This window comes from Paenarthrobacter sp. AT5 (assembly GCF_032764245.1).
Taxonomy (GTDB): Bacteria; Actinomycetota; Actinomycetes; order Actinomycetales; family Micrococcaceae; genus Arthrobacter; species Arthrobacter ureafaciens.
This window is the reverse complement of record NZ_CP136441.1, coordinates 456,884-483,649: the sequence shown is the minus strand read 5'-3', so window position 1 is coordinate 483,649 and position 26,766 is coordinate 456,884. Positions and strand designations below refer to the sequence as shown.

At 62.7% G+C, this 26,766-nt stretch carries 28 protein-coding genes and 3 tRNA genes; 13 read left to right on the top strand and 18 right to left on the bottom strand.

The window, feature by feature from the left end; translation table 11 throughout:
- Positions 1 to 4: 4 nt before the first annotated feature.
- The 3 genes from RI444_RS02365 to RI444_RS02355 all read right to left on the bottom strand — a co-directional run bounded on the left by RI444_RS02365 (position 5) and on the right by RI444_RS02355 (position 3,290).
- Positions 5 to 889: a carbohydrate ABC transporter permease gene (locus RI444_RS02365; RefSeq protein WP_021471106.1), complete on the bottom strand. Its 885-nt coding sequence runs from the start codon at positions 887 to 889 to the stop codon at positions 5 to 7.
- 1 nt (position 890) lies between these two features.
- Entirely contained in the window at positions 891 to 1,910 is a 1,020-nt protein-coding gene (locus RI444_RS02360; protein ID WP_021471107.1) for a carbohydrate ABC transporter permease, read from the bottom strand.
- A gap of 84 nt (positions 1,911 to 1,994) precedes the next feature.
- Positions 1,995 to 3,290: an ABC transporter substrate-binding protein gene (locus RI444_RS02355; protein ID WP_021471108.1), complete on the bottom strand. Its 1,296-nt coding sequence runs from the start codon at positions 3,288 to 3,290 to the stop codon at positions 1,995 to 1,997.
- Positions 3,291 to 3,546: 256 nt separating this feature from the next.
- On the opposite strand from RI444_RS02355, the gene RI444_RS02350 reads away from it, so the two are divergent.
- Positions 3,547 to 3,951, top strand: a complete 405-nt coding sequence (locus tag RI444_RS02350) for a multiprotein-bridging factor 1 family protein (protein ID WP_031216108.1) — start codon at positions 3,547 to 3,549, stop codon at positions 3,949 to 3,951.
- Between the two features lie 27 nt (positions 3,952 to 3,978).
- Here the strand turns inward: RI444_RS02350 and RI444_RS02345 are convergent, their stop codons facing one another.
- The 7 genes from RI444_RS02345 to RI444_RS02315 form a co-directional block, all read right to left on the bottom strand.
- Positions 3,979 to 4,686, bottom strand: coding sequence for a DNA alkylation repair protein (locus tag RI444_RS02345; protein WP_021471110.1), 708 nt, complete (start codon positions 4,684 to 4,686; stop codon positions 3,979 to 3,981).
- 94 nt (positions 4,687 to 4,780) lie between these two features.
- Positions 4,781 to 5,395, bottom strand: coding sequence for a hypothetical protein (locus RI444_RS02340; RefSeq protein ID WP_021471111.1), 615 nt, complete (start codon positions 5,393 to 5,395; stop codon positions 4,781 to 4,783).
- Entirely contained in the window at positions 5,392 to 6,039 is a 648-nt protein-coding gene (locus tag RI444_RS02335; protein WP_021471112.1) for a DUF6286 domain-containing protein, read from the bottom strand. Before RI444_RS02335 ends, RI444_RS02340 begins: the two co-directional genes overlap by 4 nt.
- Positions 6,036 to 6,416 carry a hypothetical protein gene (locus RI444_RS02330; protein ID WP_207605183.1) on the bottom strand — a complete coding sequence of 127 codons (381 nt, stop codon included), beginning with the start codon at positions 6,414 to 6,416 and terminating at the stop codon, positions 6,036 to 6,038. The genes RI444_RS02335 and RI444_RS02330 overlap by 4 nt, the downstream gene beginning before the upstream one ends.
- Complete coding sequence (locus RI444_RS02325; RefSeq protein WP_021471114.1) at positions 6,413 to 6,604, bottom strand: DUF2273 domain-containing protein; 192 nt, start codon at positions 6,602 to 6,604, stop codon at positions 6,413 to 6,415. Before RI444_RS02325 ends, RI444_RS02330 begins: the two co-directional genes overlap by 4 nt.
- Positions 6,601 to 7,026: an Asp23/Gls24 family envelope stress response protein gene (locus RI444_RS02320; RefSeq protein WP_207605819.1), complete on the bottom strand. Its 426-nt coding sequence runs from the start codon at positions 7,024 to 7,026 to the stop codon at positions 6,601 to 6,603. Before RI444_RS02320 ends, RI444_RS02325 begins: the two co-directional genes overlap by 4 nt.
- 143 nt (positions 7,027 to 7,169) lie before the next feature.
- Positions 7,170 to 7,691: a hypothetical protein gene (locus RI444_RS02315; RefSeq protein ID WP_242703154.1), complete on the bottom strand. Its 522-nt coding sequence runs from the start codon at positions 7,689 to 7,691 to the stop codon at positions 7,170 to 7,172.
- A gap of 176 nt (positions 7,692 to 7,867) precedes the next feature.
- Here RI444_RS02315 and RI444_RS02310 point away from each other — a divergent pair, with 176 nt between their 5' ends.
- From RI444_RS02310 to RI444_RS02300, 3 genes are all read left to right on the top strand, one after another.
- Entirely contained in the window at positions 7,868 to 8,548 is a 681-nt protein-coding gene (locus RI444_RS02310; RefSeq protein WP_242703155.1) for a DUF6318 family protein, read from the top strand.
- Between the two features lie 10 nt (positions 8,549 to 8,558).
- Positions 8,559 to 9,503 (top strand): hypothetical protein, encoded by a 945-nt coding sequence (locus RI444_RS02305; RefSeq protein ID WP_242703156.1) that lies wholly within the window; start codon positions 8,559 to 8,561, stop codon positions 9,501 to 9,503.
- A 217-nt stretch (positions 9,504 to 9,720) separates the two neighbouring features.
- Positions 9,721 to 10,020, top strand: coding sequence for a DUF4193 domain-containing protein (locus tag RI444_RS02300; protein ID WP_021471120.1), 300 nt, complete (start codon positions 9,721 to 9,723; stop codon positions 10,018 to 10,020).
- Positions 10,021 to 10,035: 15 nt separating this feature from the next.
- Here the strand turns inward: RI444_RS02300 and RI444_RS02295 are convergent, their stop codons facing one another.
- Together RI444_RS02295 and RI444_RS02290 are read right to left on the bottom strand one after the other, a co-directional pair.
- Positions 10,036 to 10,848: a glycerophosphodiester phosphodiesterase gene (locus RI444_RS02295; protein WP_021471121.1), complete on the bottom strand. Its 813-nt coding sequence runs from the start codon at positions 10,846 to 10,848 to the stop codon at positions 10,036 to 10,038.
- Between the two features lie 33 nt (positions 10,849 to 10,881).
- The gene (locus tag RI444_RS02290; protein ID WP_062098959.1) at positions 10,882 to 11,595 is read right to left on the bottom strand and encodes an MgtC/SapB family protein; all 714 of its coding nucleotides are present in this window, start codon (positions 11,593 to 11,595) and stop codon (positions 10,882 to 10,884) included.
- 454 nt (positions 11,596 to 12,049) lie between these two features.
- Between RI444_RS02290 and RI444_RS02285 the strand changes: the two genes are divergently transcribed.
- From RI444_RS02285 to RI444_RS02260, 6 genes are all read left to right on the top strand, one after another.
- Positions 12,050 to 12,985 (top strand): carbohydrate ABC transporter permease, encoded by a 936-nt coding sequence (locus tag RI444_RS02285; RefSeq protein WP_021471123.1) that lies wholly within the window; start codon positions 12,050 to 12,052, stop codon positions 12,983 to 12,985.
- Positions 12,982 to 13,863 (top strand): carbohydrate ABC transporter permease, encoded by an 882-nt coding sequence (locus tag RI444_RS02280; protein WP_021471124.1) that lies wholly within the window; start codon positions 12,982 to 12,984, stop codon positions 13,861 to 13,863. The genes RI444_RS02285 and RI444_RS02280 overlap by 4 nt, the downstream gene beginning before the upstream one ends.
- A 57-nt stretch (positions 13,864 to 13,920) precedes the next feature.
- Positions 13,921 to 15,285 carry an ABC transporter substrate-binding protein gene (locus RI444_RS02275; protein WP_207605185.1) on the top strand — a complete coding sequence of 455 codons (1,365 nt, stop codon included), beginning with the start codon at positions 13,921 to 13,923 and terminating at the stop codon, positions 15,283 to 15,285.
- 78 nt (positions 15,286 to 15,363) lie between these two features.
- Positions 15,364 to 16,092, top strand: coding sequence for a GntR family transcriptional regulator (locus RI444_RS02270; protein ID WP_207605186.1), 729 nt, complete (start codon positions 15,364 to 15,366; stop codon positions 16,090 to 16,092).
- A gap of 87 nt (positions 16,093 to 16,179) precedes the next feature.
- Positions 16,180 to 17,373 (top strand): CaiB/BaiF CoA transferase family protein, encoded by a 1,194-nt coding sequence (locus tag RI444_RS02265; protein WP_410510795.1) that lies wholly within the window; start codon positions 16,180 to 16,182, stop codon positions 17,371 to 17,373.
- Positions 17,370 to 18,530, top strand: coding sequence for an acyl-CoA dehydrogenase family protein (locus tag RI444_RS02260; protein ID WP_021471128.1), 1,161 nt, complete (start codon positions 17,370 to 17,372; stop codon positions 18,528 to 18,530). Before RI444_RS02265 ends, RI444_RS02260 begins: the two co-directional genes overlap by 4 nt.
- Before the next feature lie 189 nt (positions 18,531 to 18,719).
- Here RI444_RS02260 and RI444_RS02255 read toward each other — a convergent pair.
- From RI444_RS02255 to RI444_RS02245, 3 genes are all read right to left on the bottom strand, one after another.
- Positions 18,720 to 18,795, bottom strand: a tRNA-Phe gene (locus RI444_RS02255).
- Positions 18,796 to 18,843: 48 nt separating this feature from the next.
- Positions 18,844 to 18,917: transfer RNA gene (locus tag RI444_RS02250), tRNA-Asp, on the bottom strand.
- 105 nt (positions 18,918 to 19,022) lie between these two features.
- Positions 19,023 to 19,095 (bottom strand) — tRNA-Glu (locus RI444_RS02245).
- Between the two features lie 233 nt (positions 19,096 to 19,328).
- Between RI444_RS02245 and RI444_RS02240 the strand changes: the two genes are divergently transcribed.
- Positions 19,329 to 20,330 carry a DMT family transporter gene (locus RI444_RS02240; protein WP_207605187.1) on the top strand — a complete coding sequence of 334 codons (1,002 nt, stop codon included), beginning with the start codon at positions 19,329 to 19,331 and terminating at the stop codon, positions 20,328 to 20,330.
- A gap of 14 nt (positions 20,331 to 20,344) precedes the next feature.
- On the opposite strand, the gene RI444_RS02235 is transcribed toward RI444_RS02240, so the two are convergent.
- Both RI444_RS02235 and RI444_RS02230 read right to left on the bottom strand, forming a co-directional pair.
- Positions 20,345 to 21,268: a carbohydrate kinase family protein gene (locus RI444_RS02235; RefSeq protein ID WP_069696083.1), complete on the bottom strand. Its 924-nt coding sequence runs from the start codon at positions 21,266 to 21,268 to the stop codon at positions 20,345 to 20,347.
- Positions 21,265 to 22,335, bottom strand: a complete 1,071-nt coding sequence (locus RI444_RS02230; RefSeq protein ID WP_242703157.1) for a LacI family DNA-binding transcriptional regulator — start codon at positions 22,333 to 22,335, stop codon at positions 21,265 to 21,267. Before RI444_RS02230 ends, RI444_RS02235 begins: the two co-directional genes overlap by 4 nt.
- 127 nt (positions 22,336 to 22,462) lie before the next feature.
- On the opposite strand from RI444_RS02230, the gene RI444_RS02225 reads away from it, so the two are divergent.
- Positions 22,463 to 22,912 carry a metallopeptidase family protein gene (locus tag RI444_RS02225; RefSeq protein ID WP_021471132.1) on the top strand — a complete coding sequence of 150 codons (450 nt, stop codon included), beginning with the start codon at positions 22,463 to 22,465 and terminating at the stop codon, positions 22,910 to 22,912.
- 10 nt (positions 22,913 to 22,922) lie between these two features.
- Entirely contained in the window at positions 22,923 to 23,843 is a 921-nt protein-coding gene (locus tag RI444_RS02220; protein WP_062094816.1) for a cation diffusion facilitator family transporter, read from the top strand.
- 39 nt (positions 23,844 to 23,882) lie between these two features.
- On the opposite strand, the gene RI444_RS02215 is transcribed toward RI444_RS02220, so the two are convergent.
- Positions 23,883 to 26,750 (bottom strand): PEP/pyruvate-binding domain-containing protein, encoded by a 2,868-nt coding sequence (locus RI444_RS02215; protein WP_207605188.1) that lies wholly within the window; start codon positions 26,748 to 26,750, stop codon positions 23,883 to 23,885.
- Positions 26,751 to 26,766: the final 16 nt, after the last annotated feature.

Here is a 26,766-nt window from a genome sequence, read left to right as displayed (position 1 = left end):
CTGCTCACTTCACTGCACCTGCCGTCAGGCCGGCGACGATCTTGCGTTGGAACACCAGCACCAGGATGACCAAAGGAATGGTGACGATGGTGCCGGCTGCCATGATCGCGGTGTACGGCTCCTGTTGTGGCTGGGAACCTGCGAAGTAGGCAATGGCCACCGTAACCGTCCTGGTGTCATCGTTGGACAACTGGCTGGCAATCAGGAACTCGTTCCATGCGGAGATGAAAGCCAGGATTGCCGTGGTAAACGTGGCCGGGGCCGCGAGCGGCAGGATCACCTTGCGGAATGCCTGCCCTTGGGTGCAACCGTCGATCCGGGCCGCTTCTTCGAGTTCCCACGGCATTTCACGGAAGAACGAGGTCAGCGTGTAGACCGTCAGCGGAAGCACGAAGGAGATGTTCGGGATGATCAGCGCCTGGTAGGTGCCCATCCAGCCAATGTTCGTAAAGAGCTGGAACAGCGGGGTCACCAAAGCAACACCCGGGAACATCGAGGCACCCAGGATGAATCCGAGCACCACGAACTTGAACCGGAAGTTCAGTCGTGCCAGCGCATAGGCTGCAAAGACGCCGACGATCAAGGCGATCAGCGTGGTGACAGCACCAACAAAGAGGCTGTTGAGCAGGTTCTTGCCGAAGTGGTTGCCGAGGCTCTCGTCAAACACCGTAGCGAAGTTATCCCACGTGAAGTGTGTGAAGAACGGCGTTGTGTCAAAAGTGAACCCAACGTCCCGGAACGCCGTGACGATCATCCAGTAGAAGGGTGCCAGACACCAGATCAGGATGACGATTGCGCTGATGTAGGTGCGGAACGATCCCCAGTTGAACGGGCGCTTCGGCCGCTCTGCAGGAGCAGTGGAAGTCCTTGAAGCTGTGGCTGTGGCCATGTCACTTTGCCTTTCCGGACGAAGAAGCGGCATCGACCGCGTTTGCCCCCAGGAATCTGACGAAGATGAAGGCGACGATGAAGATGACTATGAACGTGATGGTCGATAGCGCCGCGGCCGAATTGAACCCTTGCCGGATTTGTTGCACTACCAGGATGGAGAGAGTGGTGGTGCCGTTGGCGCCTTGGGTCATGATGGCCGGGAGGTCGTACATGCGGAGGGCGTCCAGCACGCGGAAGAGGATCGCAACCATCAGTGCGGGCTTGACCAGCGGAAGCGTGATGAGGCGGAAACGCTGCCACGTGGACGCGCCGTCCACCTTCGCTGCCTCGTAGACCTCATCCGGGATCAGTTGCAGGCCGGCAAGGATCAACAGAGCCATGAACGGAGTGGTCTTCCAAACATCCGAAATGACGATCGCCCACTTGGCAGGCCATTCCGATCCGGTCCACAGGATCTGGGTGCCGAAGAGTTTGTTGGCAATGCCCTCAAAAGCGAAGATGAAGAACCACAGCTTGGCCGTCACTGCCGTGGGGATGGCCCACGGAACCAGGACGGCTGCGCGGATGATGCTCCGGCCACGGAAAGCGCGGGCCATGATGATGGCCATCCAGAAGCCGAGGACCGTTTCGAAAGCCACCGTAACTACGGTGAAGAAGAACGTGGTGCCCATGGCGTCCCAGAATTGCGCACCCAGGGTTCCCGGAGGACAGGCCACCGCGCCGCCGCCGGGGGCGGTGCATTGCTGGGCCAGCCAGTGTACGTAGTTGTCGAAGCCGGCGGGGCCGCCTTCGGAGAAGAAACCCGTTGCCGGATCAAGTCCCGAGTCCTTCTGGAAGGACATGATGATGGCGTTGATAACCGGGTAGATGATGACGATTGCCAGCAGTACCAGCGAGGGTGCCAGCAGCGTGTACGCCCAGCGACCCTGGGTCACCTGCTTACGGTCGGCGCTTTCGCGCCCTGGCATCTTGTGGCCGGCATCCGCCGTCGACTGCTGTTTTTGCAATTCTGTTGACATGGCAAGACTCCTGTCAGGGAGAAGGCCGTAGCCGAGTCCGGCCGTCCGCCTGGAGGGCGAACGGCCGGACGTGGGCCCGGGTGGTTACTTGGCTCCGGCCGACTCGATTGCCGCCTGCATGTCGGAGATCGCCGAATCAACGGTCTTCTCACCCTTGAGTGCTGCGTAAGCGTTGTCCTGGACAGCCTTGGTGACGGCCGGGTAGAACGGCGTTACGGGACGCGGCACGGCGTTCTCGATGGACGTCTTCAGCACCGGCAGGTAAGGCAGCGCGGTGACAAGTTCCTGATCGTCATACAGCTTGGTCAGCACCGGGGCGAGTGAACCCTGGGTGGCGTAGAACCGCTGGGTCTCTTCGCTGGTGATGAACTTGATGAAGTCAGTAACCGTTGCTTTGTTCTTGGAGTAGACGCTCATGGCAATGTTGTGGCCACCCAGCGAGGAAGCGCCAGGGCCGTCCTTGCCGGGAAGCGGAGCCATCTTGAAGGTGTCCTTCACGGTGGAGGAACCATCAGTCTTGGCCAGGTTGTAAACGTACGGCCAGTTGCGGTGGAAGAGGAGCTTGCCGGCCTCGAATGCCTGGCGTCCCTGCTCTTCCTGGAAGGTGATGGCCTCGGTGGGGATGTTGCCGTCCTTGTAAGCCTGTACCAGGTTGTTCAGGCCTGCCTTGGCCTCGGCGGAGTTAACTGCGGCCTTGCCGGAATCGTCAACGATCTTGCCGCCGGCAGAGTTGATGGCCTCCGCGGCGTTGACCGTAAGGCCCTCGTACTTCTGGAACTGACCGGCGTAGCAACCGATGTTGTTCTGCTTGGCGATGTCGCACATCTGCATCATCTCGTCCCACGTCTTGGGCGCATTGGGCACCAAGTCGCCGCGGTAGTAGAGGATGCCGCCGTCAGAGCTTTGCGGGGCTGCATAAAGCGTGCCGTTGTAGGTGGCGCTCTTGACCGTCGACTCCAGCATGCCGTCGGTTGAGATAGCCGTCTTGTCCTTGAGCGGCTGCAGCCAACCCTTGGCAGCAAATTCGGCTACCCAGATCAGGTCAACGCTCATGACGTCGTAGTTCGGGTTCTTTGCCTGGAAGTTCTGGACGAGGTCATCATGCTGCTGGTCAGCCTGGTCCGACTGCTCCTTGAACGTTACTTTCTCGTCCGGGTGCTCGGCGTTCCACTTTTCGATCAGGGGCCGAACAACGTTGCTGTTGTCCTTGCCTTGTACGTAGGTGATCGGCCCACGGCCGTCAAGGTTGTTGGCCGCGTCGCCGCTTGCACCGCCGCCGCCGTTGGTGCTTCCGCCCCCGCCCCCGCCGCCACATGCAGTGAGGGACATAGCCAAGACTCCGGCGATCGCTGCCGGAAGAAGGTACTTCTTCGATTTCATGCTGGGAACTCCTCAGTGAGTGGACCAGGTGATTTCCGCGGTGCGGTTGATGTGGTGAGCCTCACACTAGCGAGGTGCCCGTATCGAATGCAAGCGCTTACACCTAAGTTAATCACACTGATACCAAGCAACCTGCCTATTTAGTTTTTTGGTATCTTCCCGGGCGTGATTTAGCACCTTGGACGGCCCTTGATCCAGGCATTGAAGCGGCCCCTCGATTTGATTGCCCATGGTTGCCTATGGAACAGTGGGAAGTGTGGATGAACTCGAAGCACTGCAAACCATCGGACGACTCATCAAGGAAGAGCGGTTGGCCCAAGGGATAAGCCAGGTGCAATTGGCCAAGCAGGCCGGTACTGCCATCAAGACCGTCAGGACGCTGGAGTCGGGCACCCGCCGGACCCAGGAGATCAATCAGCGCAAGCTGGAGAACGCCCTGGGGTGGCGTGCCGGGTCGGTTTCGGAGGTCCTCAAGGGCAAATCCACCTTCGCGCCGGACCAAATCACTCCCGACGACATGCGGACCACTGACGGTTCCCGGCAGGCATCCAGCCCACGGATGGCCGTTCCGGCAGCCTCGAACGCCCGGGCCTCGCACCTCTCCGACGAGGAACTCCTGGCTGAACTGACGTACCGGATGATGCAACGCAACAGGGGCTGACCCGGCAAGGCTGGCTCTCCGCGGGGGCTACAGCGACTTGCGGCGCACCATCTCGTTGATCCAAACGGGTGCAAAAGGCGACGTGCAGTTGGGCGGAGTCGGGTAGTCCTTCAGGACCTCCAGGCGTTCGCCGATGTCCAAGGCCCGGGCGCGGTGCTCCGGGTGTTCGATGCCGATCTGGGCGAGGCACTGGTTCATGGCCCACTGCAACCGGTCCGGAACGCCCTTCATGCGTGCCTCGATGATGTCCAAGAGACTTTCCAAATCCAGGCCTTCAGGTTTCTTGACGACGCGCTCGGAGGTCAACGCCCACCCGGCACTTGCCACCACAGGATCCGGGTCAGCGAACCAGGCGCTGCGGAGGTCCTCGGCGTGCGGGCTCTTCTTCACCACATAGTTCACGAGCCAGTCCTGCACCTTGGGAGTGCGGGATTCCCGCAGCATCCGGTCCAGTTCCCCGCGGTCAAAAGCCTTCGGCCGGCAGATCAACAATGCCAGCAACCGGGCCGCGGTGTCGCCGGTAGCCCATAGCTCCCGGGCAAGATCCTGTTGGGTCTTCAGCCGCTTTGCAACGGCCCGCAATTTGCTGAGATTGACCCCGTGATCGTCGCCGTGTTTCACATTGACTTCGCGGTGCCTCGGTTCTTCCAGCGCAGCCAACTCCGCCATGACATCGGACAACACCGGGGCGTCGGGAACGGTTTTAGCCGCTGTTCCAGCGGAACTCACAGCCATCGGAACCTCCTGTCTACCTGGCCGCCAAACTTAAGGGAATGCCCCGGTAACGCTTCACCCAGGCGACGTGGGGCAGGGCAACTCGGGGCAAGATTCAGCGCACGCGCTCAGCCTTGGTGAACTTAGCGCGTGCTCCGGAAACCATGTGGACCAAGACAGGCGTCTTCTTGCCGATCACAAGGTCCAACGCCTCAACCATCTGCGAGATCTCCGCGGCCAGAAGGTGCGGAGCAACCCCTTGCCTCGGTTGAACCCGGATGCGCAGACCCGGCTGCCCCTTGTACTCGTAGGTGGCAACCGAGGCCCCGGCAAGGTCCGGACGGTCCGACAACGCGGCCCGGAGTGCCTGCTCAGCCACGCCACCGCCGATCCGGACTTCGCCTGCAACCTGGCTGTCGTCGTCGTCGCCGGCTACCAACAGGTTGGCCCGTCCCTTGCCCTGCTGCGCAAGCCAGGCGACCATCCCCACGATCACCACAACGAGCACCAAGCCCGCCACAATCCAGAGCCAGCTCTCCTCGCGGCCAGGGAAGCGCGTCCGCCGGAAGGCATCCTCAGTTCCGGCCCACACGGATCCGGCCCAGCCGTGCCACCACTCGGCGACCGCCGGGACGGTGGCCAACAGCACCAGCAGCACGCCGATAGCCAACAATTTCGCACCGATAATGAAGAGCAGGATGCGGTTCAGGGCCCGGGGTGTTCCGTTCATGCGCCGATCACCCCCGAGGTGCCCAGGTTAACCCGGACGGCGGGCATGGGCACGGGAGACATTTCCTCCAACTCAGCTTGGACAGCGGCAAGGACGGCTTCCTCGCTGACCCTGCTGCCCGACGTCGGACGCACATTAACCACCACCAGGCGCTGCGAGACCACCACCATCACTTGTTCCTGGGTGACGTTCGCTGCCAGCCGCGCGCGGCGCGCCAGGGCGGAGGCCAGCACCTCATCATCAACGACGACGGCGATCCTCGGGTCCCGTAACAGGTGCCTGGCGCGTCGGCCGGGAAGAACTGCGTGGAGGAAGAAGTACAGGCCCACCATGGCGACAACTGCCCCGCCAGCGCCCAGGAGGAGTGGAGAGATGCCGGCGGGAAGTGCGATGATGCGTTCGGCTGCCGTACCGGGATCGACCAGCCACGGCGGTTGGCCTACTGCGCGAACGCCCGCTTCCAGCAACGCGTAGACACACAGCAGAATCACCAGCACGGCTGCGATTCCCGACGCACCGGCCCTCGATGAGTGCGTTTCCCTCCGCAGGATCTGGCTCATTGTTGCGTCTTCACCGGCTACAGGCGGTGTTTCCGGAGGTTGGTTTGCCAGCGTGGGCGCTTCCGTTTCCTGATCCTGGGTCACTTGACCCGGCCCCCTTCCGTGACGTGGGCTCCGCTGATCCTGATGTCCACACGGCTCAGCTGCGAGCCGCTGAGCCGCATGACACTGTCCAGGATGCTCGCTTTGGCGGCGACTGCCCGGTCCCAGATGGAACCGCCGAACCCTTGGACCCGCTGGGGTTGGCGAAGAACTTCGCTTAAGGCGGGGACGCTGATCGGTGCCACGATGGACAAAGCCAGCAGGCCGTCGTCGTCCGCCCAATCAGCGCGGATGTCCGACGCAGGGACGCCGAGAGCCTCGGCGGCCGTCGCCTGCGCCAACGATGTCAGAGCCTGGGTGCTGATCCGGTTGTGGCCGGCCAGGCTGGTGGTGGTTTCCACAGCCTCAGCCACGCTCATGAGGAGGAGCGCCGGCCGGTGATGGCATCGAGGACGCTGCGGAGATCCAACTTGCCGTCAGCTGCACGCCCCAAGAGGGCACCAATGCCCATGAACAGCAGCGAAATGACAAATCCCCAGAATCCGAACTGGAATGACATGAACGCCACGAAAGCGCCAATAGCGATACCCACAACTGTCATGCTCATTGGAGTACCTCCTTATCCACCGTGACCGCCTTGGTAGTGGTTGGTTTTTGTGGCGGGGCTATATAGACGTCCGTGATTTCAACGTTGACCTCTATGACCTGCAGGCCCACCAGTTCCTCGACGGCACGGTATACAGCCGCGCGTACCTGGTTGGCTACGCCGTGGAGCGGGTGCCCGTAGAGGGCCACCAGGTTGATGTCCACAGCCACTTGGGTTTCGCCCACTTCGGCGCGGACGCCGGCGGCGTGGTCCGAGCTGCCCACGGCATCACGGATGGCACCGAGCGCACGGGAGGGACCTGAGCCCAAGGAGTACACGCCCGGCACCGCGCGGGCGGCGATGCCGGCCACTTTGGCGACGGCGGCCTCGGAGATGATGGTGCGGCCCGTACCGGGAATGGCGCCTTCAGGCACGGGATTCATCTGGACGTTGTGATCGGGCACGTTGTGTTCCGGCACGCTTTGACCGGGCACGCTCTGGTCTGGCATGAGCACTCCCCTTCTCTTGGATACCACCCTAGCGCCTGCCCCCGACGCTTTGTGAGAGAAGTATGTGCGCGGCGCCTCTACTTGCAGTTCTTGTCCATCCAGTGCTCGATCGGCTTCAAAAGCTCCTCGAATTCCGGCTCCCCGAATTTGCTGAAATCACTACCTGCAGATTCCGTGTAATCACGCAGCTTTTCAAATGCCGGCTTCAATTCCCCGGGCACCTTGTCCTCCAATTGGGACAATTTCTGCCGGGCCTTCTGCAAGTCATCGGGATTTCCACCCGCGAGTGCCGCCAACGGCAGGAGCGTCACGCTGAGCATGGTGGCGCTGACTGCCAGGCATGCCTCGGCCAACGACGAGAACTGGCCGTAGTTCCCGTCTACCCCGGGGCCGGCAGCACTGGCCTCCGCAGAGGGCACAGCAGAGGGCGCGGCAGAGGGCAGGTCAGCCGCCGGCGCCGGACTGGACGCGGCAGACTCCGCGGCCGCAGGAGTTCCCTGCGGAAGGGGTAAGGGGATGGCGCACGCCCCGAGCGCCATGGCCGCTGCCACCAGAATCCCCGCCAGCGTGGACTTTCTTGAACGGCTCGTTGCGGCCATGATGCACCCCGTTTGGACTATTGCGATGACGAGCAGGCGAGGGCAAGACTGCGCCCGACGCCCCGCCCTGAACAGAGTCCGAGTTATCCACATATGGGAAATTTCGCCGTGATTCCATCGGGGGCTGCTGCCTAGACTGGCCGACACTACGCCAACCTGCTTCCGGGGGATTCCGCATGCCATACCGCCCAACCGATTCGTTCACCCCTGCCCGCCTTCGCGGCGCCGGCCTTGGTCTGGCTGCGGCGCTGTTGCTGACGGGCTGCCAAGGCGGCACGCCCTCCCCACCAAACACGACGACGGCGGAACCCGCCTCCAGCGCGACAGCGACCGGTGCCCCTGTGCCCGGAGCGTCTGAGTCCGGGGCAGCTGGCGCTCCTTCCGCAGGCGAGTACAAGCCGGCTGACGCGAAAGGCAAGGCCGAGAACGTACCCGTGCCCGTCATGCCTGAGCTGGCGAAGGAGAACTCGAAGGAGGGGCTGGAGGCGTTTATCCGGTACTGGTACGCGCAGCTGTCGTACGTGGACGAAACAGGCGACATGTCCGGCTGGCTTCCGCTCTTCACACCTGACTGCAGGCTATGCATGCGGCTTAGGGAATCCGGCGAGGACGGATACGTTCGTAACCGCTGGCTCGTAGGTGGCAGGATCAGCATTCCCTCCGTCGAGGTCCAATGGCAAGAGTCGGGTGGGACCCAGTGGTCCAAGGTGCAGGTGATCCAAGAGTCGATTGACTACTACAACGCAGACGGAACCAAAGGCAGAGAGTCAGACGAAAAGAGCAATGACGCGTTTGTGCTGATTGCCAATCACGTCAACGGTGCATGGATCGCGGTGGACCTTGGCCTCCTTTCATAAATCGTCCTGCATGGCTATGCAGCGGGTTGCTGCCATCGGCGCATTTGCGGTCTGCTCCCTGCTGTTATCAGGTGCGCATGCAAAAGCAGATGACATCTGGGCTTCCAACAACAGTGGAAACGGTGGGGTGGAGGTAGCTGCCCACTTCACTATTGACCCTGAAACCGGCCAGTTGGCGTCTCAGCTTTCCAGCGGAAACGGAGCCGCTGCTGCATCCGAGGACCCGAACCAGTACATGGCCGATACCCACTGCCGCGCCGACGGGCCAGACACCGTGGACCCCGGCTGCCTCACCCTCGCCTGCCCACCATCACCCAACGGCGCCACCGGCACACCCGTGATCTGGAAAGAAGCCCCCAAAGCCATCACCAACCCCGGCTGGACCGACTGGATCCCCGTCACCGGCCCCACCTGCCTCTACGGCCCCGAACCCCACAACATCCTCGACGACATCGCAGCCCGCATCCTCACCGACTTCCGCCAACTACCCCTCAACCCCGGAACCCTCACAACCCAACCCTTCCCCAACACCCTCATCGGGGCACCCACCAACTTCTACGCCACCACCACACCCCAAACCTTCAACCTCACCATCCTCGGACAAAACGTCCACCTCACAGCCACCCCCACCACCTACACCTACACCTACGGCGACGGCCAAACCCTCGGACCCACACCCACCACCGGCCACCCCATCCCCGACACCCAATGGCTCACCACCACCACCCAAACCAGCCACACCTACACCACCACCGGCAACTACCCCGCAACACTCACCACCACCTACACCGGCACCTACACCGTCAACAACGGCCCACCCCTACCCATCAACGGAACCCTCAACCTCACCACCACACCCCAAACCATCCACGTCTGGAAAACCGAAACAGCACTCGTCGCCGACACCTGCGAACAAAACCCCCACTCCTGGGGCTGCCCCGGCACCAACGACTAAAACCACCAACCCGGGCACCAGAAACACAGCCGCACCGCCACCACCCACATCGACGGCAAAACCCACCCAAATCGACGGAAAACCGCACACTGCGGCATCAAAGAAGGTCGCAACGGCACAGCCAAGAGACAAATGAGGTTGCACAATTCATAAGCATGCTTACAATGGGACACCGGGGCCGCATCGGCTCACCCATACTTCGTGAAGGAGCGCAGCCATGGCAACGGATTACGACGACCTTCGCCCGGAGGTCAAAGAAGCCCAGGAACAGTCGCTGGAAGCCTTGCAGACAGCAAGCGCCCCCACAGCAATGACTGCCGTCCTTGAGGTGGAAGAAAGCGATGAGCCGGACTCAAGCACACCGGCAGGCGAGTTCATCGCCGAGGAGCTGGTAGTCGCCGTCGTTCCGCCTCAGGAGGACGAATTCACGTGTTCCTCCTGCTTCCTGGTTCACCACCGGTCGCAGATCGCACGCGAAAAGGGCGGACAGTATTACTGCACGGAATGTGAAGGCTGACCACCGGACTTCGCATCACCGCAGCATGGGCAGGCTTATGGGCCTGGGAACAGGGACCTCCCGCCCCAAGCCCGCGAAGGTGGTCCGGGCCAAGGCAACATCGTTGACGCATACTCCGTCCACACCCAGACTGACTGCGTTCGCAATCTGCTCCGCCGTGACCAAAGTCCACGGGTATACCTTCAGCCCGGCAGCGTGCGCCTGAGCCACGAGCTTTTCGTCCAGGAGGTTGACCTCGGGGGCCACTGCCTCTGCCCCGGCGGCGAGCGCAGCTTCGATCAGCGCGTAAGTGTCGGACGGGTACAGGCCCGGGTCCGGAACCACAGGGTAGCGGCACAGCGCCACCCTGGGAACACTGGGAATCTCCTCCCCCATGGCCTTGATGACGAGGGGATCGAAGCTGCGCACACGAAGCGCCTGCCCGGACTCGTGAACCCTCAGGATGTTGGCCAGCCACCACACGATCGAATGGCTGTATTCCCGCCCCTTCGCTCGATCGGTTTTGACCTCTATGTCCAGGACAACGTCGTCCGCGCCTGCGAAACGCATCAGCGCCAAGAGCTCTTCCAACGTGGGAGTCCTTGCCTCAGCGCCGATGCGATGCACGGCTTCGGGCAGCATTTCCACGGCAGCCTCCCGAAGTCGGCCATCACGAATATCGCGTCCATTGACGACGGCGTCGTGACGGAGCGCCAGTTGGCGATCAGAAGTAAGCCAGATGTCCACTTCGATGGCGTCGACGCCAAGCGTCAGCGCCTCGACGAAGCTGGCCAAGGTGTTCCCGTGGTGCGTTGCAAGGACACCCCTGTGGCCCTGGATTTCTATCATGAAGTGATTCCTTGTGTGGGTTGAAGGTTGCAGCTACTCGGCGTCATCGACGATGGACACCTCGGTGACCGCTGCGAGTTGCGAAAGCCTGCTGACGACGTTCGACGCGGCCATGGTGCCTTCGATCTCCAGTTCGATCTCAATGGACCCGGTGGTCGAGGCGTCCTCATGCTTCATTAGTCTTTCCACCACGCGTTTCGTTTCGTCGGAGGCCCTGATGGTCGCAAAACCCTGGACGCGGAACCCTTCCTCCGTGCACGTGGTGAGGACGTCCCGCAAAGCCCCAACGCCGTCGTCGTAAGTCACTCGGAGGACCCACTGCTGCGGGAGTCCGGAGCGCAACTTGGCCGATAGAACCGGGTAGGCATAAACGATGAGGAAATGGGCGGCCGTTACGAAGACCGCGGGAAGCGCCAATCCGGCGCCGGCCGACGTCCCCACGGCGGCCGTAATCCAAATCGAGGCCGCGGTGGTGAGGCCTCGTACTTGGTTCCTCCGGACGAACACGAGCCCGGCCCCGATGAAACCGATGCCGGAAACGACCTGGGCCGCCAACCTCGACGGGTCCAGCCTGACAAGGTCAGCCATCAAGACATCGCTAAAACCATATTTGCTGACCACCATGAAGAGGGCAGCACCCAGACCGACCATTGCGTGGGTCCGCATTCCGGCCGATTTATTCTTGCTTTGGCGTTCAAACCCGATAGCCGTGGATAGAACCAACGCCACCGCGAGCGCCACACACATCTGCCACCATTGCGTATCCCCATCAAAGATCAAGCCGTTGCTCCAGTTCCAGTTCTGCGCTTGGGAGTCCCCAACAGCCCATGGTCAGCTCGGGATCCCTGGGGCGGGGACACCGAAGACCATGAACAAAGTCCTCAAGCTTTCCGGCATTGCCGGTCCATTCTGAGCGGAGGTCTGGAACTCTCGCTCGGGCCGCCCGATCGGGCAGTGCAGGATATTTGTAAGGACGTTAGCACAAGTCACGCAAGCGGCACTTCCGAGCTATTGCGTTGGGACAGTCTGGGCGGTAGGTTAGCAGCAGAAGTAAGGCAGATTGTCAGGTCAACCGCCCAAAGACCCGATCAGCCACGATGAGCGTTGCCCCCAGACAACATGACTAAGAAGTCAGAGGTCTGTGGTGAGCGCTGTAGGCACCAATCGTCCGGAGACTGCCCGGGAGCCAAGCAACCCCGGCATGCGAAGCCCGTCCGGTGGACGCGGAGAACCGCCCGGCCTCAAGCGGAACAGCCGGTGGAACAGACGCACACGCCGGGACGCATGGTTCTTTATCCTGTTCGCCGCACCCAACGTAGCCCTGATCCTCCTCTTCACTTACAGACCCCTGCTCACGAATTTCTATTACTCCACCCTGGACTGGACGCTGGGAGCAGCAACCGCCACAAACGTGGGGTTTGCGAACTACGTCGAGTTCTTCTCATCGGCTGATGCCGCAAACGTCCTGGGAACCACGGCAGTATTCACCGCCACGACGGTAGGTGGCGCCATGGCGCTCGGCCTGGTGGTGGCGCTCGTCTTGAATCAAAAGCTGAAGGGCAGGACCTTCGCCCGGGCAGTTGTCTTTGCCCCCTATGTCCTTTCGGGCGTCGGGGTCGGATTGGTTTGGCTCTTCATTTTCGATCCGACCTACGGAGCATTGTCCTGGCTCCTCCGCTCCGTGGGGCAGGCGAGTCCTCAGTGGGTCAACGACCCCAAGCTGGCGCTGACGATGGTCATCATCGTTTACGTCTGGAAAAACCTGGGCTACTGCGCCGTCGTTTACCTGGCCGGGTTGCAGTCCATCCCGCCCCAGCTGATGGAAGCGGCCGCCCTGGATGGGGCCTCGAGCCTGCGCCGGTTCTGGACGATCGTGGTGCCCCTGCTTTCTCCCACTACGTTCTTCCTGCTGATTACATCCCTGCTGAGCTCGCTTCAGGCGTTCGACATCATCCGGATCATGACGCCATCGGGCAATGGCACCAGCACGCTCATCTTCGATTCCTATCTCCAAGCCTTCGGGTCATATAACCGGGCAGGCTACTCCGCGGCCATTTCGGTGGTCCTGTTCGCAGGTCTGCTGGTCATGACGGCTGTGCAACTCCGGTTCGTGGAACGAAAGGTTCACTACTCATGAGCACTACTCCCGTTCAGCCCCTTCCAGCCGATGCAAAGCCTTTGTCCTGGCGGAACCTTGGCCGGACGATTGCCACTGGTTACGTACCACTCGCCCTCGCCACCCTTGTGGTATTCGTTCCTCTCCTGTGGATGATGCTCTCGTCGTTGAAGGCACCGGAAGAAATTGTCACCACCGAACTGGCTCTCCTCCCAAAAGAGCCAAGCTTCCAAAACTATGCGGAGGCCACGTCCACCGTTCCCTTTCCGAGGTTCTTCCTCAACAGCGTGATCGTGACGGCAATCGGCTCAACGGTGAAGTGTGTACTGGCCATCTTCACCGCCTACGCGCTGGTCTTCATCCGCTTCCCCTTCAAGAGGGTGATCTTTCTCCTGATCCTGGTCGCATTGATGGTTCCGCCGCAGGTAGCCGTGCTGCCCAACTACGTCCTGATCGCCGGCATGGGCGGACTGAATACTTACTGGGGAATCATTGTTCCCTCCCTGGGCACAGCCTTTGGCACATTCCTGCTGCGCCAGCACTTCCTTACACTCCCGCCGGCCATTCTGGAGTCTGCGGAAATCGACGGGGCCGGGCATTGGCGCAAGCTCTGGAAGATCGTGGTTCCAGTCTCGATGCCCAGCATCGCCACGGTCGCGCTGGTCACGATCGTGGCCGAGTGGAATGAGTACATCTGGCCGCTGATCGTCACTGACCACCCGGACATGATGACACTGCCAGTGGGGCTGACGCAGCTCGTCAACAGCGAAGGAAGCACCCAGAACTGGGGCATGCTCATGGCCGGCTCGGTGATCGTCCTGCTGCCGATCCTGATCGTCTTCGCTGCGCTCCAGAGGTACATAGTGTCCGGCCTGACGCAGGGCTCTGTAACCGGCTAACGCTCCGTTCGAACTTGCCATCAACTTTTCAGCACCCAATGAAAGGCACCTATCGTCATGTCCACTACATTCACCCGCAAGCAGTTTCTCACCGTAGCCGGCGCGGGCCTCGGCACCCTGGCATTGGGAGCTTGCGCCGGCCCCTCAACGGATGGCGGCGGTCCGGACACCAAAGCCGTGGCGGTGGACTGGTCTACCATCAAGCCGGCCAGCAGCATCAGCTACATGTCCAGCCACCCGGGCAAGTCCCGGGATACGGAGCTGCTGCTGATCGAGTCATTCCAAAAAGAAAACCCCGGAATCACAGTGAACCTCGTTACCGGTGGGGCGAACTATGAAGAGGTTGCCCAGAAGTTCCAGACCTCGCAAGCAGGCAACGACGTCCCCGATGTTCTGCTCGCATCGGACGTCTGGTGGTTCCGGTACGCACTCTCGGGTGCGATTCTGCCCCTCAACGAACTTCTGAAGGCCACCAACACTGACATCTCCGGTTATGTCCCTGGACTGGTCAGCGACTATGAGTACGACCAGAAACAATGGGCCATCCCTTACGCCCGCTCCACTCCGCTCTTCTATTTCAACAAGGACCATTTCAAGGCAGCCGGGGTACCCGAAGGGGCTCCGGCTACCTGGGAAGAATTCGCGGAGTGGGCACCGAAGATCAAAGCCGCCAACGCTTCCGCGTCCGGCTACCAGAATGCCTACCAGTACCCTGCGATTGCGGGGTACGCGGGCTGGACACTCCAGAACCTCCTGTGGGGACGCGGAGGTGCGTGGTCCAAGGAGTGGGAAATCACTGCCGACTCCGAGGAATCAGTCGCTGCCATGCAGTGGGTGCAGGATTCCATCATCAAGGACTCATGGGCAGGCGTTTCCTCCAAGAATGCCCTCACCGACCTCCAGGCCGGCGCGGTCAGCGCAACGATCAGTTCCTCGGCCGACCTCGCCACCGTCATGAAAGCCTCGAAGGAGTCCGCCATGCGCATCGGTGTGGGCGTCCTCCCCGGCGGAGACGTCAGCAAGTCTCCAGTATCACCAACCGGCGGGTCCGGGCTGGTCATTGCCAACAAATCCACCCCTGAGCGTCAACTCGCAGCCGCCATGTTCATCGCCCACGTCACCAATGCCGGGAATACTGCCAAACTGTCCGCTGCCACGGGGTACGCACCGGTTACCCAAACTGCGGACGTTTCGGCAATCCTCGCCCAAACGCCGGAGTTCCAGGTGGTTGTTGACCAGCTCAAGCAGACCCGGAACCAGGATTACGCCCGCACCTTCCTGCCGGGTGGGGATCAGGAGCTGGCCAAGGCAGCGACCAAAATCATGAACGAGAAGGCCGACGTGAAAACCACCATGTCGGAACTCAAAGCATCCTTGGAATCGATCTACAACAAGGACGTGAAGCCGAAGCTGAAGTCCTGACGACGGCGACGTCGGCACCCGGCCGGGTGCCGACGTCGTAATCTCTGCACCGCAGAACCCAGACCGTAGAATGCCTGCATGAGTAGCATGCAACAGATCGACCATGGCCAATCCCTGACGGTTCAGGTCACCAACATGCTGCGTGCAGCCATCACTTCCGGCGAGATGGGCCCGGAAGAACACTTCTCGGCAATCGGATTGGCGGAGAAGCTGGGAGTCTCCCGAACGCCGGTCCGGGAAGCGCTTCAATTGCTCGAAAAAGAGGGAATCGTCCGCATCGAGAAGAACCGCGGTGTGCGGGTGCTTCAGATGTCCTTGGATGAGATCGTGCAGATCTTCCAAATCCGCATCATCCTCGAGCCGCCTGCGGCAGCCCGCGCGGCGGAGGTGGCCACCGACGAAGATTTGGCCAACTTCCGAACCCTGCACGGCCGTATCCTTGACGCTGCCGCCCGCGAGGACGGGCCGGCAACTTTACAGGCTGACAAGGACTTTCACCTGTTCCTGATGGAGCTCGCGGGCAACCCCCGCCTGTTGGCCTTGGACGGCGAACTACGCAATATGGTGCTGGCCCATGGGCTGGTCACTATCCCGTCGGCCCGAAGCAGCCAGGACCTGGCCTGTGACCGCAAGGACATCCTGGCCGCGTTGGAGCGCAGGGATCCCCGGGCAGCAGCCGGAGCCGTACAGGACCATGTCACCCGGACCGCTCACTTGTTGATCAGCGGGGTCTGCGCCCGGACGCCTGGCCTGTCAGCAGACCAGTACCTCTCTCAGCTCGAGCAGCTCACCAAATTCTCCCGCTGACTCCACGGGTATTTACAGCCTTCCGAAAGTGCCCTACAGTTGCATGCAACCTCAGTAGCATGCAACATACAAGCGAAAGGATGCGAAGTGGCATCCCCCAGCTCCTCCGAGTCCCCCCTGAGCCAACCGCTGGCCGGAATCCGGATCGCGGATTTCTCCCGTGTGTTGGCAGGTCCCCTGTGCACCATGATGCTGGCGGACTTTGGCGCCGAGGTCATCAAGATCGAAAGCCCGGCCGGCGACGACACCCGGGCATGGGTACCGCCCGTGGACCATCACGGACGGGGAACGTATTTTGCCAGTGTCAACCGAAACAAGCGATCGGTGGTCGTGGATCTTAATACGGACGACGGCCTGGCTTACGCCCGCGAACTGACTGCGGAATGCGACGTAGTGGTGGAGAACTTCCGGCCGGGCGTCATGGCCAAGTTTGGGCTGGACTACCAGACCTTGTCCGCCGGGCGGCCCGACCTGGTGTACTGCTCCATCTCCGGGTTTGGAACGGGCGCCGGATCCGCACTCCCCGGGTACGACCTCCTCGTCCAAGCGCTCGGCGGCCTGATGAGCATCACCGGGTCGCCCGAGACGGAACCGACCAAAGCCGGCGTCGCACTGGTTGACGTACTCACCGGACAGAACGCCTTGACGGGCATCCTCATGGCACTGCGCGTCCGTGACACCACCGGCCACGGTCAGGAAGTCCACGTCAATCTGCTCTCATCGCTTCTTGCCGCTTCCGTCAACCAGGGAACAGCAACGCTCGCTACTGGGAACTCCCCGGCCCGCATTGGCAACGCACACCCAAGCATCGCCCCCTATGAAACTTTCCGGACCAGAGACGGCCTGCTTGCCATCGCGGTCGGCAACAACAGGCAGTTCGGTGCGTTGACTGAAGCCCTTGGGTTGAACAGCCTGACCGAGGACCCCCGCTTTCGCACCAATGAACTTCGGGTGGCATCACGCGTCCCCTTAAAGAGGATCCTCGAACAGGCACTGGAAACTGATTCCGCCGCTCATTGGCAGGCCAAGCTTCTCGAAGCCGGGGTACCGGCCGGCAAAGTCAATGACATCGGCGAAGCTTTGGCGCTCGGTCACTCCCTGGGTCTTGAACCTTCCGTTCACTTCACGGACCCAATCACCGGCCGCTCATCAGTCCAACTGGCCAATCCCATCCGTTTGTCCGCTTCCCCCGCCACGTACCGGCAGGCACCGCCCACCCTTGGTGAACACCAAGGCAGCACCTTCACTTCCATTTCCCCGAACACGAGAGGTTCCGCATGAACAGCATCAGCGATCTGATTGACTTCGATTCCTTGCTCACCCCGGAAGAACGGAAGCTGCGGGACAGAGTGCGCGCCTTCGTGGACGCGGACATCAGGCCGAACATTGCGCAATGGTACGAATCGGCCACTTTCCCGTTGGAGATAGTTCCGGAACTCGGTCGGCTGGGCCTGTTGGGAATGCATTTGCAGGGCTACGGCTGCGCCGGGGGCTCCGCGGTCGATTACGGATTGGCAGGCGCCGAACTCGAGGCCGGCGACTCCGGCCTACGGACCTTCGTCTCAGTGCAGGGCTCGCTGGCCATGAGTGCCATCTACAAGCACGGTTCCGAAGAGCAGAAGCAGGAGTGGCTGCCCGCCATGGCCAAGGGCGAAGCAATCGGCTGCTTCGGACTGACCGAGCCCACCGCCGGCTCCGACCCCAGCGGCATGAAGACCTTTGCGCGTCGCGACGGAAACGACTGGGTCCTTAACGGCTCCAAGCGCTGGATCGGCCTGGCATCGGTAGCCCAGGTTGCTGTTATCTGGGCCCAGACCGAAGAAGGCATCAGGGGGTTCGTGGTTCCCACGTCCACCCCGGGCTTTACCGCGACGCCGATCGAGCCGAAGCTGTCCATGCGCGCCTCCATCCAATGCGACATCGATCTGGTGGACGTGCGCCTGCCCGAGTCCGCGGTGCTGCCGAACGTGGTGGGGTTGAAGGGTCCTTTCAGCTGCCTTAACGAAGCACGCTACGGGATCATTTGGGGTGCCATGGGCGCGGCCCGTGATTCTTTCGAGGCCGCCCTGGCCTATTCACAGGAGCGCTTGCAGTTCGACAAGCCCCTTGCGGGCTACCAGCTCACGCAGCAGAAGCTGGTGGACATGGCGCTGGAAATCAACAAGGGCTTCCTGCTCGCGCTGCACCTTGGCCGGAAGAAGGACGCCGGAACCTTGCAGATCGACCAGATCTCCGTGGGCAAGCTCAACAACTGCCGCGAAGCCATCAAGATCGCCCGCGAGGCCCGGACCATCCTTGGCGGCAACGGCATTACCTTGGACTACTCACCGCTGCGGCACGCGAACAACCTGGAGTCGGTCCGCACTTACGAGGGCACCGACGAAGTGCACACCCTCATTCTCGGCAACAAGCTGACCGGCATTCCCGCCTTCCGCTGACAGGCTGCGGGTTACCGGCGGACAACTGACTGGGAAATGCTCGACGGCGGCGCCCGGCCACCGGAACAAAAGGCCGGGACCGCCGCTGCCGTAGCCCATAAGACATAGGGCCAATGCGGCAACGAAATTCCCCAACGCAAAAACCCCGCTATTTCCAAAGTCCTGACGACTGGAAATGCGGGGTTTAGCTGGTGGCTCCGACCGGCGTCGATCCGGTGACCTTTCGATTTTCAGTCGAACGCTCTACCAACTGAGCTACAGAGCCTAGGTGACATGTCACCTTGAGAACCGGAATTCCTTCCGGCGCTCAGAGCGACCCTGACGGGACTTGAACCCGCGACCTCCGCCGTGACAGGGCGGCGCGCTAACCAACTGCGCTACAGGGCCTTGCTTTGCGGTATCTCTACCGCGCTTTGCAGTATCTCTACCGCGTTTTTTTCAAGGCTTCCAGCTTACCAGACTTTTTTAGTCCGATTTACCACTTGCCTTGCGTACCCCCAACGGGATTCGAACCCGTGCCGCCGCCGTGAAAGGGCGGTGTCCTAGGCCGCTAGACGATGGGGGCCTGAACTCAATTCGAACTCGCAGCAGAAGACAACGCTTTATGCGTTCTTTTCCGCTCTCGCTCGTCCGAACTGGACTCTAAAACCTTAGAGCATGGATGGCGATAATCCAAAATCGAGAGGAGCGTGACCTCGGACACGTCCAAAAACAGCGCACAGGACATTGGCAGTTTTTTGCCCTGACGCGTCCGAAATCCGCCAGCCCCACGGTCGGATGCCGCGCTAGATTTGCCCTATGACAACCCCCACCCCGGCCGGATCCGGTCAGCCCTCCGGCGACCAGGAGCGCAGCATCCCCGCGCCGGTCGCCGCGGCAACCATCAGCAAAGCCGGCATAGCCGCCGTCGTGGTCACCGTAGTCCTGTGGGCTTCGGCTTTCGTCGGCATCCGGGCGGTCGGCCCCAGCTTCTCCCCCGGCTCCTTGACGTTGGGACGCTTGGCCGTTGCCGCCGTCGTGCTTGGACTGGTGGTGCTGCCGACGCTGAAGGTGTGGCCGAAAGGCCGCCAGTGGCTGCCTATCGCAGCCTACGGGGTGATGTGGTTCGCCGGCTACAACGTGGCGCTGAACGCCGCCGAGCACATGCTCGACGCCGGTACCAGCGCCATGCTGATCAACGTCTCACCGATCCTGATAGCGGTCATGGCCGGCTTCATCCTGAAGGAAGGCTTTCCGCGCTGGTTGCTGATCGGCAGCGCGGTGGCCTTTGGCGGGGTTGCGATGATCGCGTTGGGCTCCGGGCAACGGTCGACGGCGGACGTGGCCGGCGTGTTGTTGTGCCTGCTGGCCGCTGTGCTCGCGTCTGTCAGCGCCATCCTGCAGAAACCCGTCCTGCGCACGTTTACCGCGGGGCAGGCCACCTGGTTCGGCATCATGGTTGGCGCCGTGTGCTGCCTGCCCTGGACAGGCCAGCTCATCAGCGAAATTCAGTTGGCGCCGATAGCAGCCACGTTGGGCCTGGTCTACCTCGGCGTTTTCCCGACGGCGATTGCCTTCACCACATGGGCTTACGCGCTGTCCTTGATTCCTGCCGGAAAGATGGCCGCCACGACTTACCTCGTCCCGGGAACCACCATTCTTATTTCCTGGGCCGTCCTGCAGGAAGTGCCCACGATCTGGGGTTTGCTGGGCGGCGTGGTGTGCCTGCTCGGCGTAGCGCTGACCCGCAGGACCCCCAAGGCGGAGCGCACAGCAGTACTGCGCGCGTCCAAGTCGAGGACGCGCGCAGCCAAAGGTTAGGTTTCAGCGAAAAGTCAGCGGGCCATTCCGGCCAGCAGTTCCCGGTGGGTGGGCGGGTTCGCCCCGGAGCGGCCCACAGTGATGGATGCCGCCATGGAGGCGGTGGTGCCGATCCTCTCCAGCACTGTCGGAGCCAAGCCATCGCTTCCCCGAAGGAGCAGCCCCAGGATCAGCGCGGACATGTATGAATCCCCCGCTCCGATCGTGTCGGCCACCGTGGACGGGATGGCCGGGACATTCAGCTGGGTCTCCCGCGTGGCCATGAGGGATCCGTTCGCCCCCTGCGTCACCACGGCCAGCACGGTCCCCAGGGACAGCAGGTGGCGGGCCGTTTCCGCCAGGTCCTTGCCCGGATACAGCCAGCGGGCATCGTCTTCACTCATCTTGACGACGTCGGTCAACGGCACCAGTTCCTCAAAGAGGGAGAGGGCCTCGTGGTGGCTGCCCAGGAGGTCGCGGCGGATGTTGGGGTCGTAGGTGACCATGCATCCGCCCTGCGCCTGTTCAAGCATGCCGCGCACGACGCTTGCTCCCGGCTGCAGGAACGTGGCGATGGAACCGGTGTGCAGGATCCTGGGCGCGTAAGGGAGCACCACGGGAGGCAAGGACCAGTCAATGTCGAAGGTGTACTCAGCGGACCCGTCGTCGCCGATCTGCGCCGTAGCCGTGGCCGTCTTCCCCAACGACCTGGAACCGGGAAGCAGAACCACCCCCGCGCTCTGGAGGTGTTCGGTGATGGCGTCACCGCGGTCGTCGCGTCCGATCGCCGTCAACAGGCCGGCTTTGATGTCCAGGCGCCCCAGGCCGTAGGCCACATTGGCAGGTGAACCGCCCGGATACTCGATCTGCCCATCCGGAGACTGCACGATGTCGATCAGCGCCTCACCCACCACGACGACGTCGAGGGGTTCGGGTGCGAGGGAGGGAGTGGCGGTCATGCGGTTCCTGTTCGTTGGTTGGGGAGGTGTGGAGGTGCGGCCACGGAATGACGTTCAACAAGGGGACATTCGAACAATTCAGTGTGGCCCGGGGTTGGCGTACCGGCAAGGATCAACTCCACGGCACGCCTTCCCATGTCAATGAAGGGCAGTTCCAAGGTAGTCAGGCCTGGCCGCAGATGGGGTGCGAGTGACTCCTGGTTGTCGAAGCCGACCACGGACACGTCATCCGGAACGGCCAGCCCTTTCGACGCCAGCGCCTGGTAGGCGCCCCACGCCGTGCGGTCATTACCGCAGAAAATCGCTGTGGGCGGGCGATCCCCGGCCATCAGCTCAAGCGTCCTCCGGTAACCGCCGGCTTCGTCGCCGTCCCCCGCGAGGTGCAGTCCGCCGTCGAACGCAATACCCGCCTCTGCGAGCGCCTTCCGGTAGCCTTCAAGCCGCCCGACGACGGCAGGCAGTCCGTCCTCCACCGCACCGATGTTGATGAAACCGATCCTTCGGTGCCCTGCCCGGATGAGGGTCCGGGTGGCGGTGTACCCGCCGAGCACCTCCGACGGCGCGATGCTCGCGAAGGCGCCGCTGCGGTCCTGCGCGTTAAGCACGACGGCGGGCAGCTCACCCAGGACGTCCGGAACATCCACCTTCCGGTGATACATCGAGGCGTAGACCACCCCGGCCACTTTGTGCGAGAGCATGGCTTCGAGGGACGCAGCCTCCAGCCCGCGGTCTCCGCCCGTGTTCACCGTGAGCAGCAACATCCCGGCCTCCCATGCCCGGGCTTGTGCGCCTTCGATGATCTTCCCGGCAAAAGGTGCGGTGGCCACGTGGTCCCCCACGAAACCGATCATTTCAGCAACGCCTTCGCGGAGAACCTTCGCGTGGGCGTTGGTGCGGTACCCCAGCTCCTTGGCGGCCTGATGGACGCGCCGCCGGGTTTCCTCCGAGACCCTGGCTCCCCCCACGTCGTTGAGGACCAGCGATACCGTGGCTTGGGAAACGCCCGCAGCGGCCGCCACGTGGTGCATCGTGGGGCCGGACTTGCCGCTGGTGCCGGGCCGGGTCATGGAAGCCTGTCTGTCGTGCGGCTCCGGCTTGATTCAGGGGTTCAGTTATACGCATAACCGGGCCTCGAAAACAGTAACTCTCATCACACCCCGCGTCAATGCCGCACGCGGGCGTTACAGTCGGAACATGCCCGCAAATCTTCCTCCAGGCCTGCCTATCATCCCTGACGGCGACCTTCCTTCGTCCCCGTTGCGGGGCCGGGCCGCCCCCTTCCGGATGACGCCGGAGGAGTTCGAGGCCGCCGTCGAAGATGCTTTGCACATGATCCCGCCCAAGGCAGCCAGCGCCATGGACAACGTGGCCGTCTTCATTGAGGACACCTACGTTCCGCGCCCCGGCGAAGACCCGGACACGGTACTGCTGGGCCTCTACGAGGGCGTCCCGCTGACGGAACGCGATTCATGGTGGGAGGCGGGGTCGCTCCCGGACCGCATCACCATCTTCCGCCAGCCCATCCTGGACATCTGCACCACCCGCGACGAAGTCATCGAGGAAGTGGCCATCACGGTGGTACACGAGATCGCCCACCACTTCGGCATCGACGACGACCGCCTGCACGAACTCGGCTGGGGCTAGCCTTAGAAGCATGGGGCACGACCACAACCACTCGCACGGACTCACTGCAACCGGCAGGCATCGCAAGAGACTCATAGCCGTCCTGGGCATCACCCTGGGCGTGGTGGGTATCCAGGTGGTCGGCGCCATTATCTCCGGTTCCCTTGCGCTGCTGGCCGACGCCGGACACATGCTCTCCGATGCCGCCGGCGTGTTCATCGCGCTCATGGCGGCCTGGATCGCGACGCGCCCCGCCAGCGATCAACGCACCTACGGCTACCAACGGGCCGAAGTGCTTGCCGCCCTGGCCAATGCCCTGGTCCTGATTGTCATCGCGGTGGTGATCATGATCGAGGCCATCCGCAGGTTCGGCGAAACCCCGGAGATCCACACCGACATCATGCTGTGGGCCGCAATTCTGGGTGCCGCAGCCAACCTCGTCTCACTGTTGATCCTCCAAGGCGCGCAGAAGGAAAGCCTCAACGTACGCGGCGCCTACCTGGAAGTCCTGGGCGACCTCCTCGGCTCGATCGCCGTCATTGTGGCCGCCGTCGTCATCATGACCACGGGCTTCAGCGCTGCGGACCCCATCGCCTCCATGCTGATCGCGGTCATGATCATCCCCCGCGCCTGGCACCTCCTCCGCGACGTAGTGGACGTGCTGCTTGAAGCCACCCCCAAGGGAGTGGACGTCAACATGATCCGCGAGCACATCCTGGCCGTGGACGGAGTGGTGGAGGCCCACGACATCCATATTTGGACCATTACCTCGGGAGTGCCGGTGTTCTCGGCCCACGTGGTGGTGGAAGACGAACTTCTCAACGCCGCCGGCGCGGACAGCATCCTTGACCAACTGGGGTCCTGCCTGGGGAGTCATTTCGATACCGAGCACTGCACCTTCCAGCTTGAACCGGTGAGCCACTCGGAGCACGAATCCCACCAGCACGCATAGCTGCATTCGCTGTGCCGTGCCGGGCTTTGAAGTGCCTGTTCAGGCGGGCGTTACCGTTCCGGAGGCGCCGTCTACCGTGATGCGCTGGCCGGTTGCGATCCGCACGGTGGCATCGGGGACGCCCACGACGGCGGGAATCCCGTACTCGCGCGCAACCACGGCCCCGTGCGAGTTGGGACCGCCCATTTCCATGACCAGGCCTCCTGCCGTCAGGAAGAGCGGCGTCCAGCCCGGATCGGTTGAAGGCGCCACCAGGATTTCGCCGGGCTCCAGGTGGGCTCCTACCGGGTCCATGACCACCCTCGCCAGCCCCGTCACTGTCCCGGTCGATGCCGCACTGCCGGTGAGTACTCCCGCGGACGCGTTGGCCGCTGGCTCTTTGGCTCCGGGATCCACCACGGCTTCGGGTTCTGTTCCGTCCGAGAGCAGCATCCGCGGGATGTGGCGGCGCTGCAGCTCACGGTCGTAATCCTGGCGGCGTTCCGCCACCACCGGCTGGAAGCGGGTTCCGGCCAAGGCGAGTTCCACGTCCTCGAAGTCCAGGAAGAAGACGTCATCGGCCTCGTCCAAACGCCCTGCTTCTGCCAGTTCCCGGCCGATCCGCACCATGTGCCTCCGCACCTCGGCCAGACCAAGGACCAGGTTGTATTTGGGCAATTCCCGCAGGCCCGCGTAGCGGCGCGTGCGATCGAGGGCGAAGCGGATCACCGCGGCGTGAAGGGCGCTCTTGGTCCTGCCACGGGCCACCAGGCGTGCAACCTGGTCTTCGGCTTCGGTGGCGGCATTTTCAAACTGCCGGGGCGGGTCGGGTTGCGGCGTGGGTTCCGGCTGCCGTGGAGAACCTCCGGCCCCGGGAGCACCGCCGCCCTGCCCAAGCCGCAAGTAGTTCCCAAGAACTCCAAGAATGTGGGTGGGTTCCTCCGACCAGCGCGGCATCCCGATGTCTATCTCCGCGACGGCCCGGTCCCCGTATTCGGCAAGGAACCTCTCAAGACCGGCTTGCGGACGTGCCGGAAGCCCACCTGCCTTGTAGGCCTCCGCCAGTTCTGCGGCGCCACGGGAAACGAAGAACTCAACTGCTTCCGGGTCCTGTCCGATCTTGCTCGCCAACTCCCAGAGCGCAAGGTCCATCTCGGTGGTGACGTTATGGGGCAGGCCACGAATAACTGTTTGAAGTTCGTCGTAGGAAACGTCGGGACCCAGCAATTTCCGGACCAGTGCCAGCAGGGCAAAGCCAAGTGCCGGAAGGGGCAGGACCTGGGGAACTGTGGCAAAAATCCGCTCTCCGAGGATTCGCTCCACATGCTGCAACCTCTGATGGCTCGTGGCGGAGACGGGAAGATCGAAGGCGTCCTTCAAGTCTTGGCTGACCTTATCCAGTTGCCTCATGGCCGCTGCGGGCCTGAACAGACCCCGAAGGACCGTTTCCGGCACCCGGTATCTCGCTGCAACAGGAGCCACATGGCGGATCAGCTTGAAAGGAGTCTTGTTGGTCATGGCGAACCGGGGGTCTTCGCTGAGGCGCCGGATCAAAGCGGCGGACCGGGCCTCCATAATGTCGAAAATCCTGGGCGCAAGGGCCCTGCCCACCCTGCTCCGAAGCACTGAAGTGATGTCGAAGAAGATCCGCTGGCCAGCCTCGTAGTACGGCGAAGGGCCCGTGCGCGGGTCCGGCACGTCAAAGCCGGCCCGGCGGGCGACGCAGGAAGCAATCAGCCTGATTCCCGCCAGCCCCATGGGCGTCAGGGGCCGGGTGAGGCCCTGGGCCAGGCTGAAGTTCAAGAACGCATGCTCGCCCTCGGAAGACGGTGTCCTTGTTGGTCGCGGGTACAGGGTGGTGATGGGCCGCGCCTGCGTCAACCACAGCTTCCCGTCCCGGTCCATGGCCCACTCGGTGTCCTGCGGAGCTGCGTAGTGTTGTTCCACGCGGTCGCCCAAGGCCGCGAGCGCCCGGATCTGGTGGTCCGTGAGGCAAGGTTCCACCCGCGAAACTTCGCCGTCAGTCCCGATCGCCGCAGCGTCAAGCCCGGTCTTTCCAAGCTGTCCGGAGTGTTCAACCCGTTCAGTCCCGCCACCGGGCAGGGGCCGGATCTCGACTCTACGGTCACCGATGGTGCGCGTCAGGATCTGCAGGCTCCGGATATCCACCACGTACTGGTCGGGATTCACCGCGCCGGAGACCACTGCTTCGCCCAGGCCGGGACTCGCATCGATGACCGCCTCCTGCCGACGCCCGGTCAGCGGGTTGGCCGTGAACATGACGCCGGCGGTGGCGGCGTCGATCATCTGCTGCACTACAACGGCGAGCGCCACCGTCGAATGCCGGATCCCGTGTGCAGTCCTGTAACTCGCCGCCCGGTCAGTCCACAGGGAAGCCCAGCACCGGCTCACTGCGTCCAGCACGGCATCCACGCCAACCACATTCAGGAAAGTGTCCTGCTGGCCGGCAAAGCTCGCAAAAGGCAGGTCTTCCGCCGTGGCCGAGGACCGGACAGCAACCGGGACATCCGGGCCCAGCCTGTTGTACGCCGTGCGGACTTCTTCGGCCACCTCTGGAGGAACACCGGCAGCCAGCACTACCGAGCGGGCACGGACGGCGAGTTCGTCAAGGGAGGCGAGTTCGTCAAGGGAGGAATCAACGACGTCGGTCCCGTCCAGGGCAGCCAGCACCTCACCCAACGCTGCGCCGTCAAGCGCCCGGCGGTAGGCCGCCGTCGTCAGGCAAAATCCGGGCGGCACCGGCAAACCGGCGGTGGCCATTTCACCAAGGTTGGCGGCCTTGCCGCCAACCTCCGCCAGCATGCCTGAACGAATCCGGTCCAACGGAAGGATGAAACCGTACCCGGCTGTTGAAGCCTTCCCGGTTTGCCCGCCCTGCTGCGGCCCTTCCGCCGCTTCACCGTCCATGCCGCCGTGAAGCGTC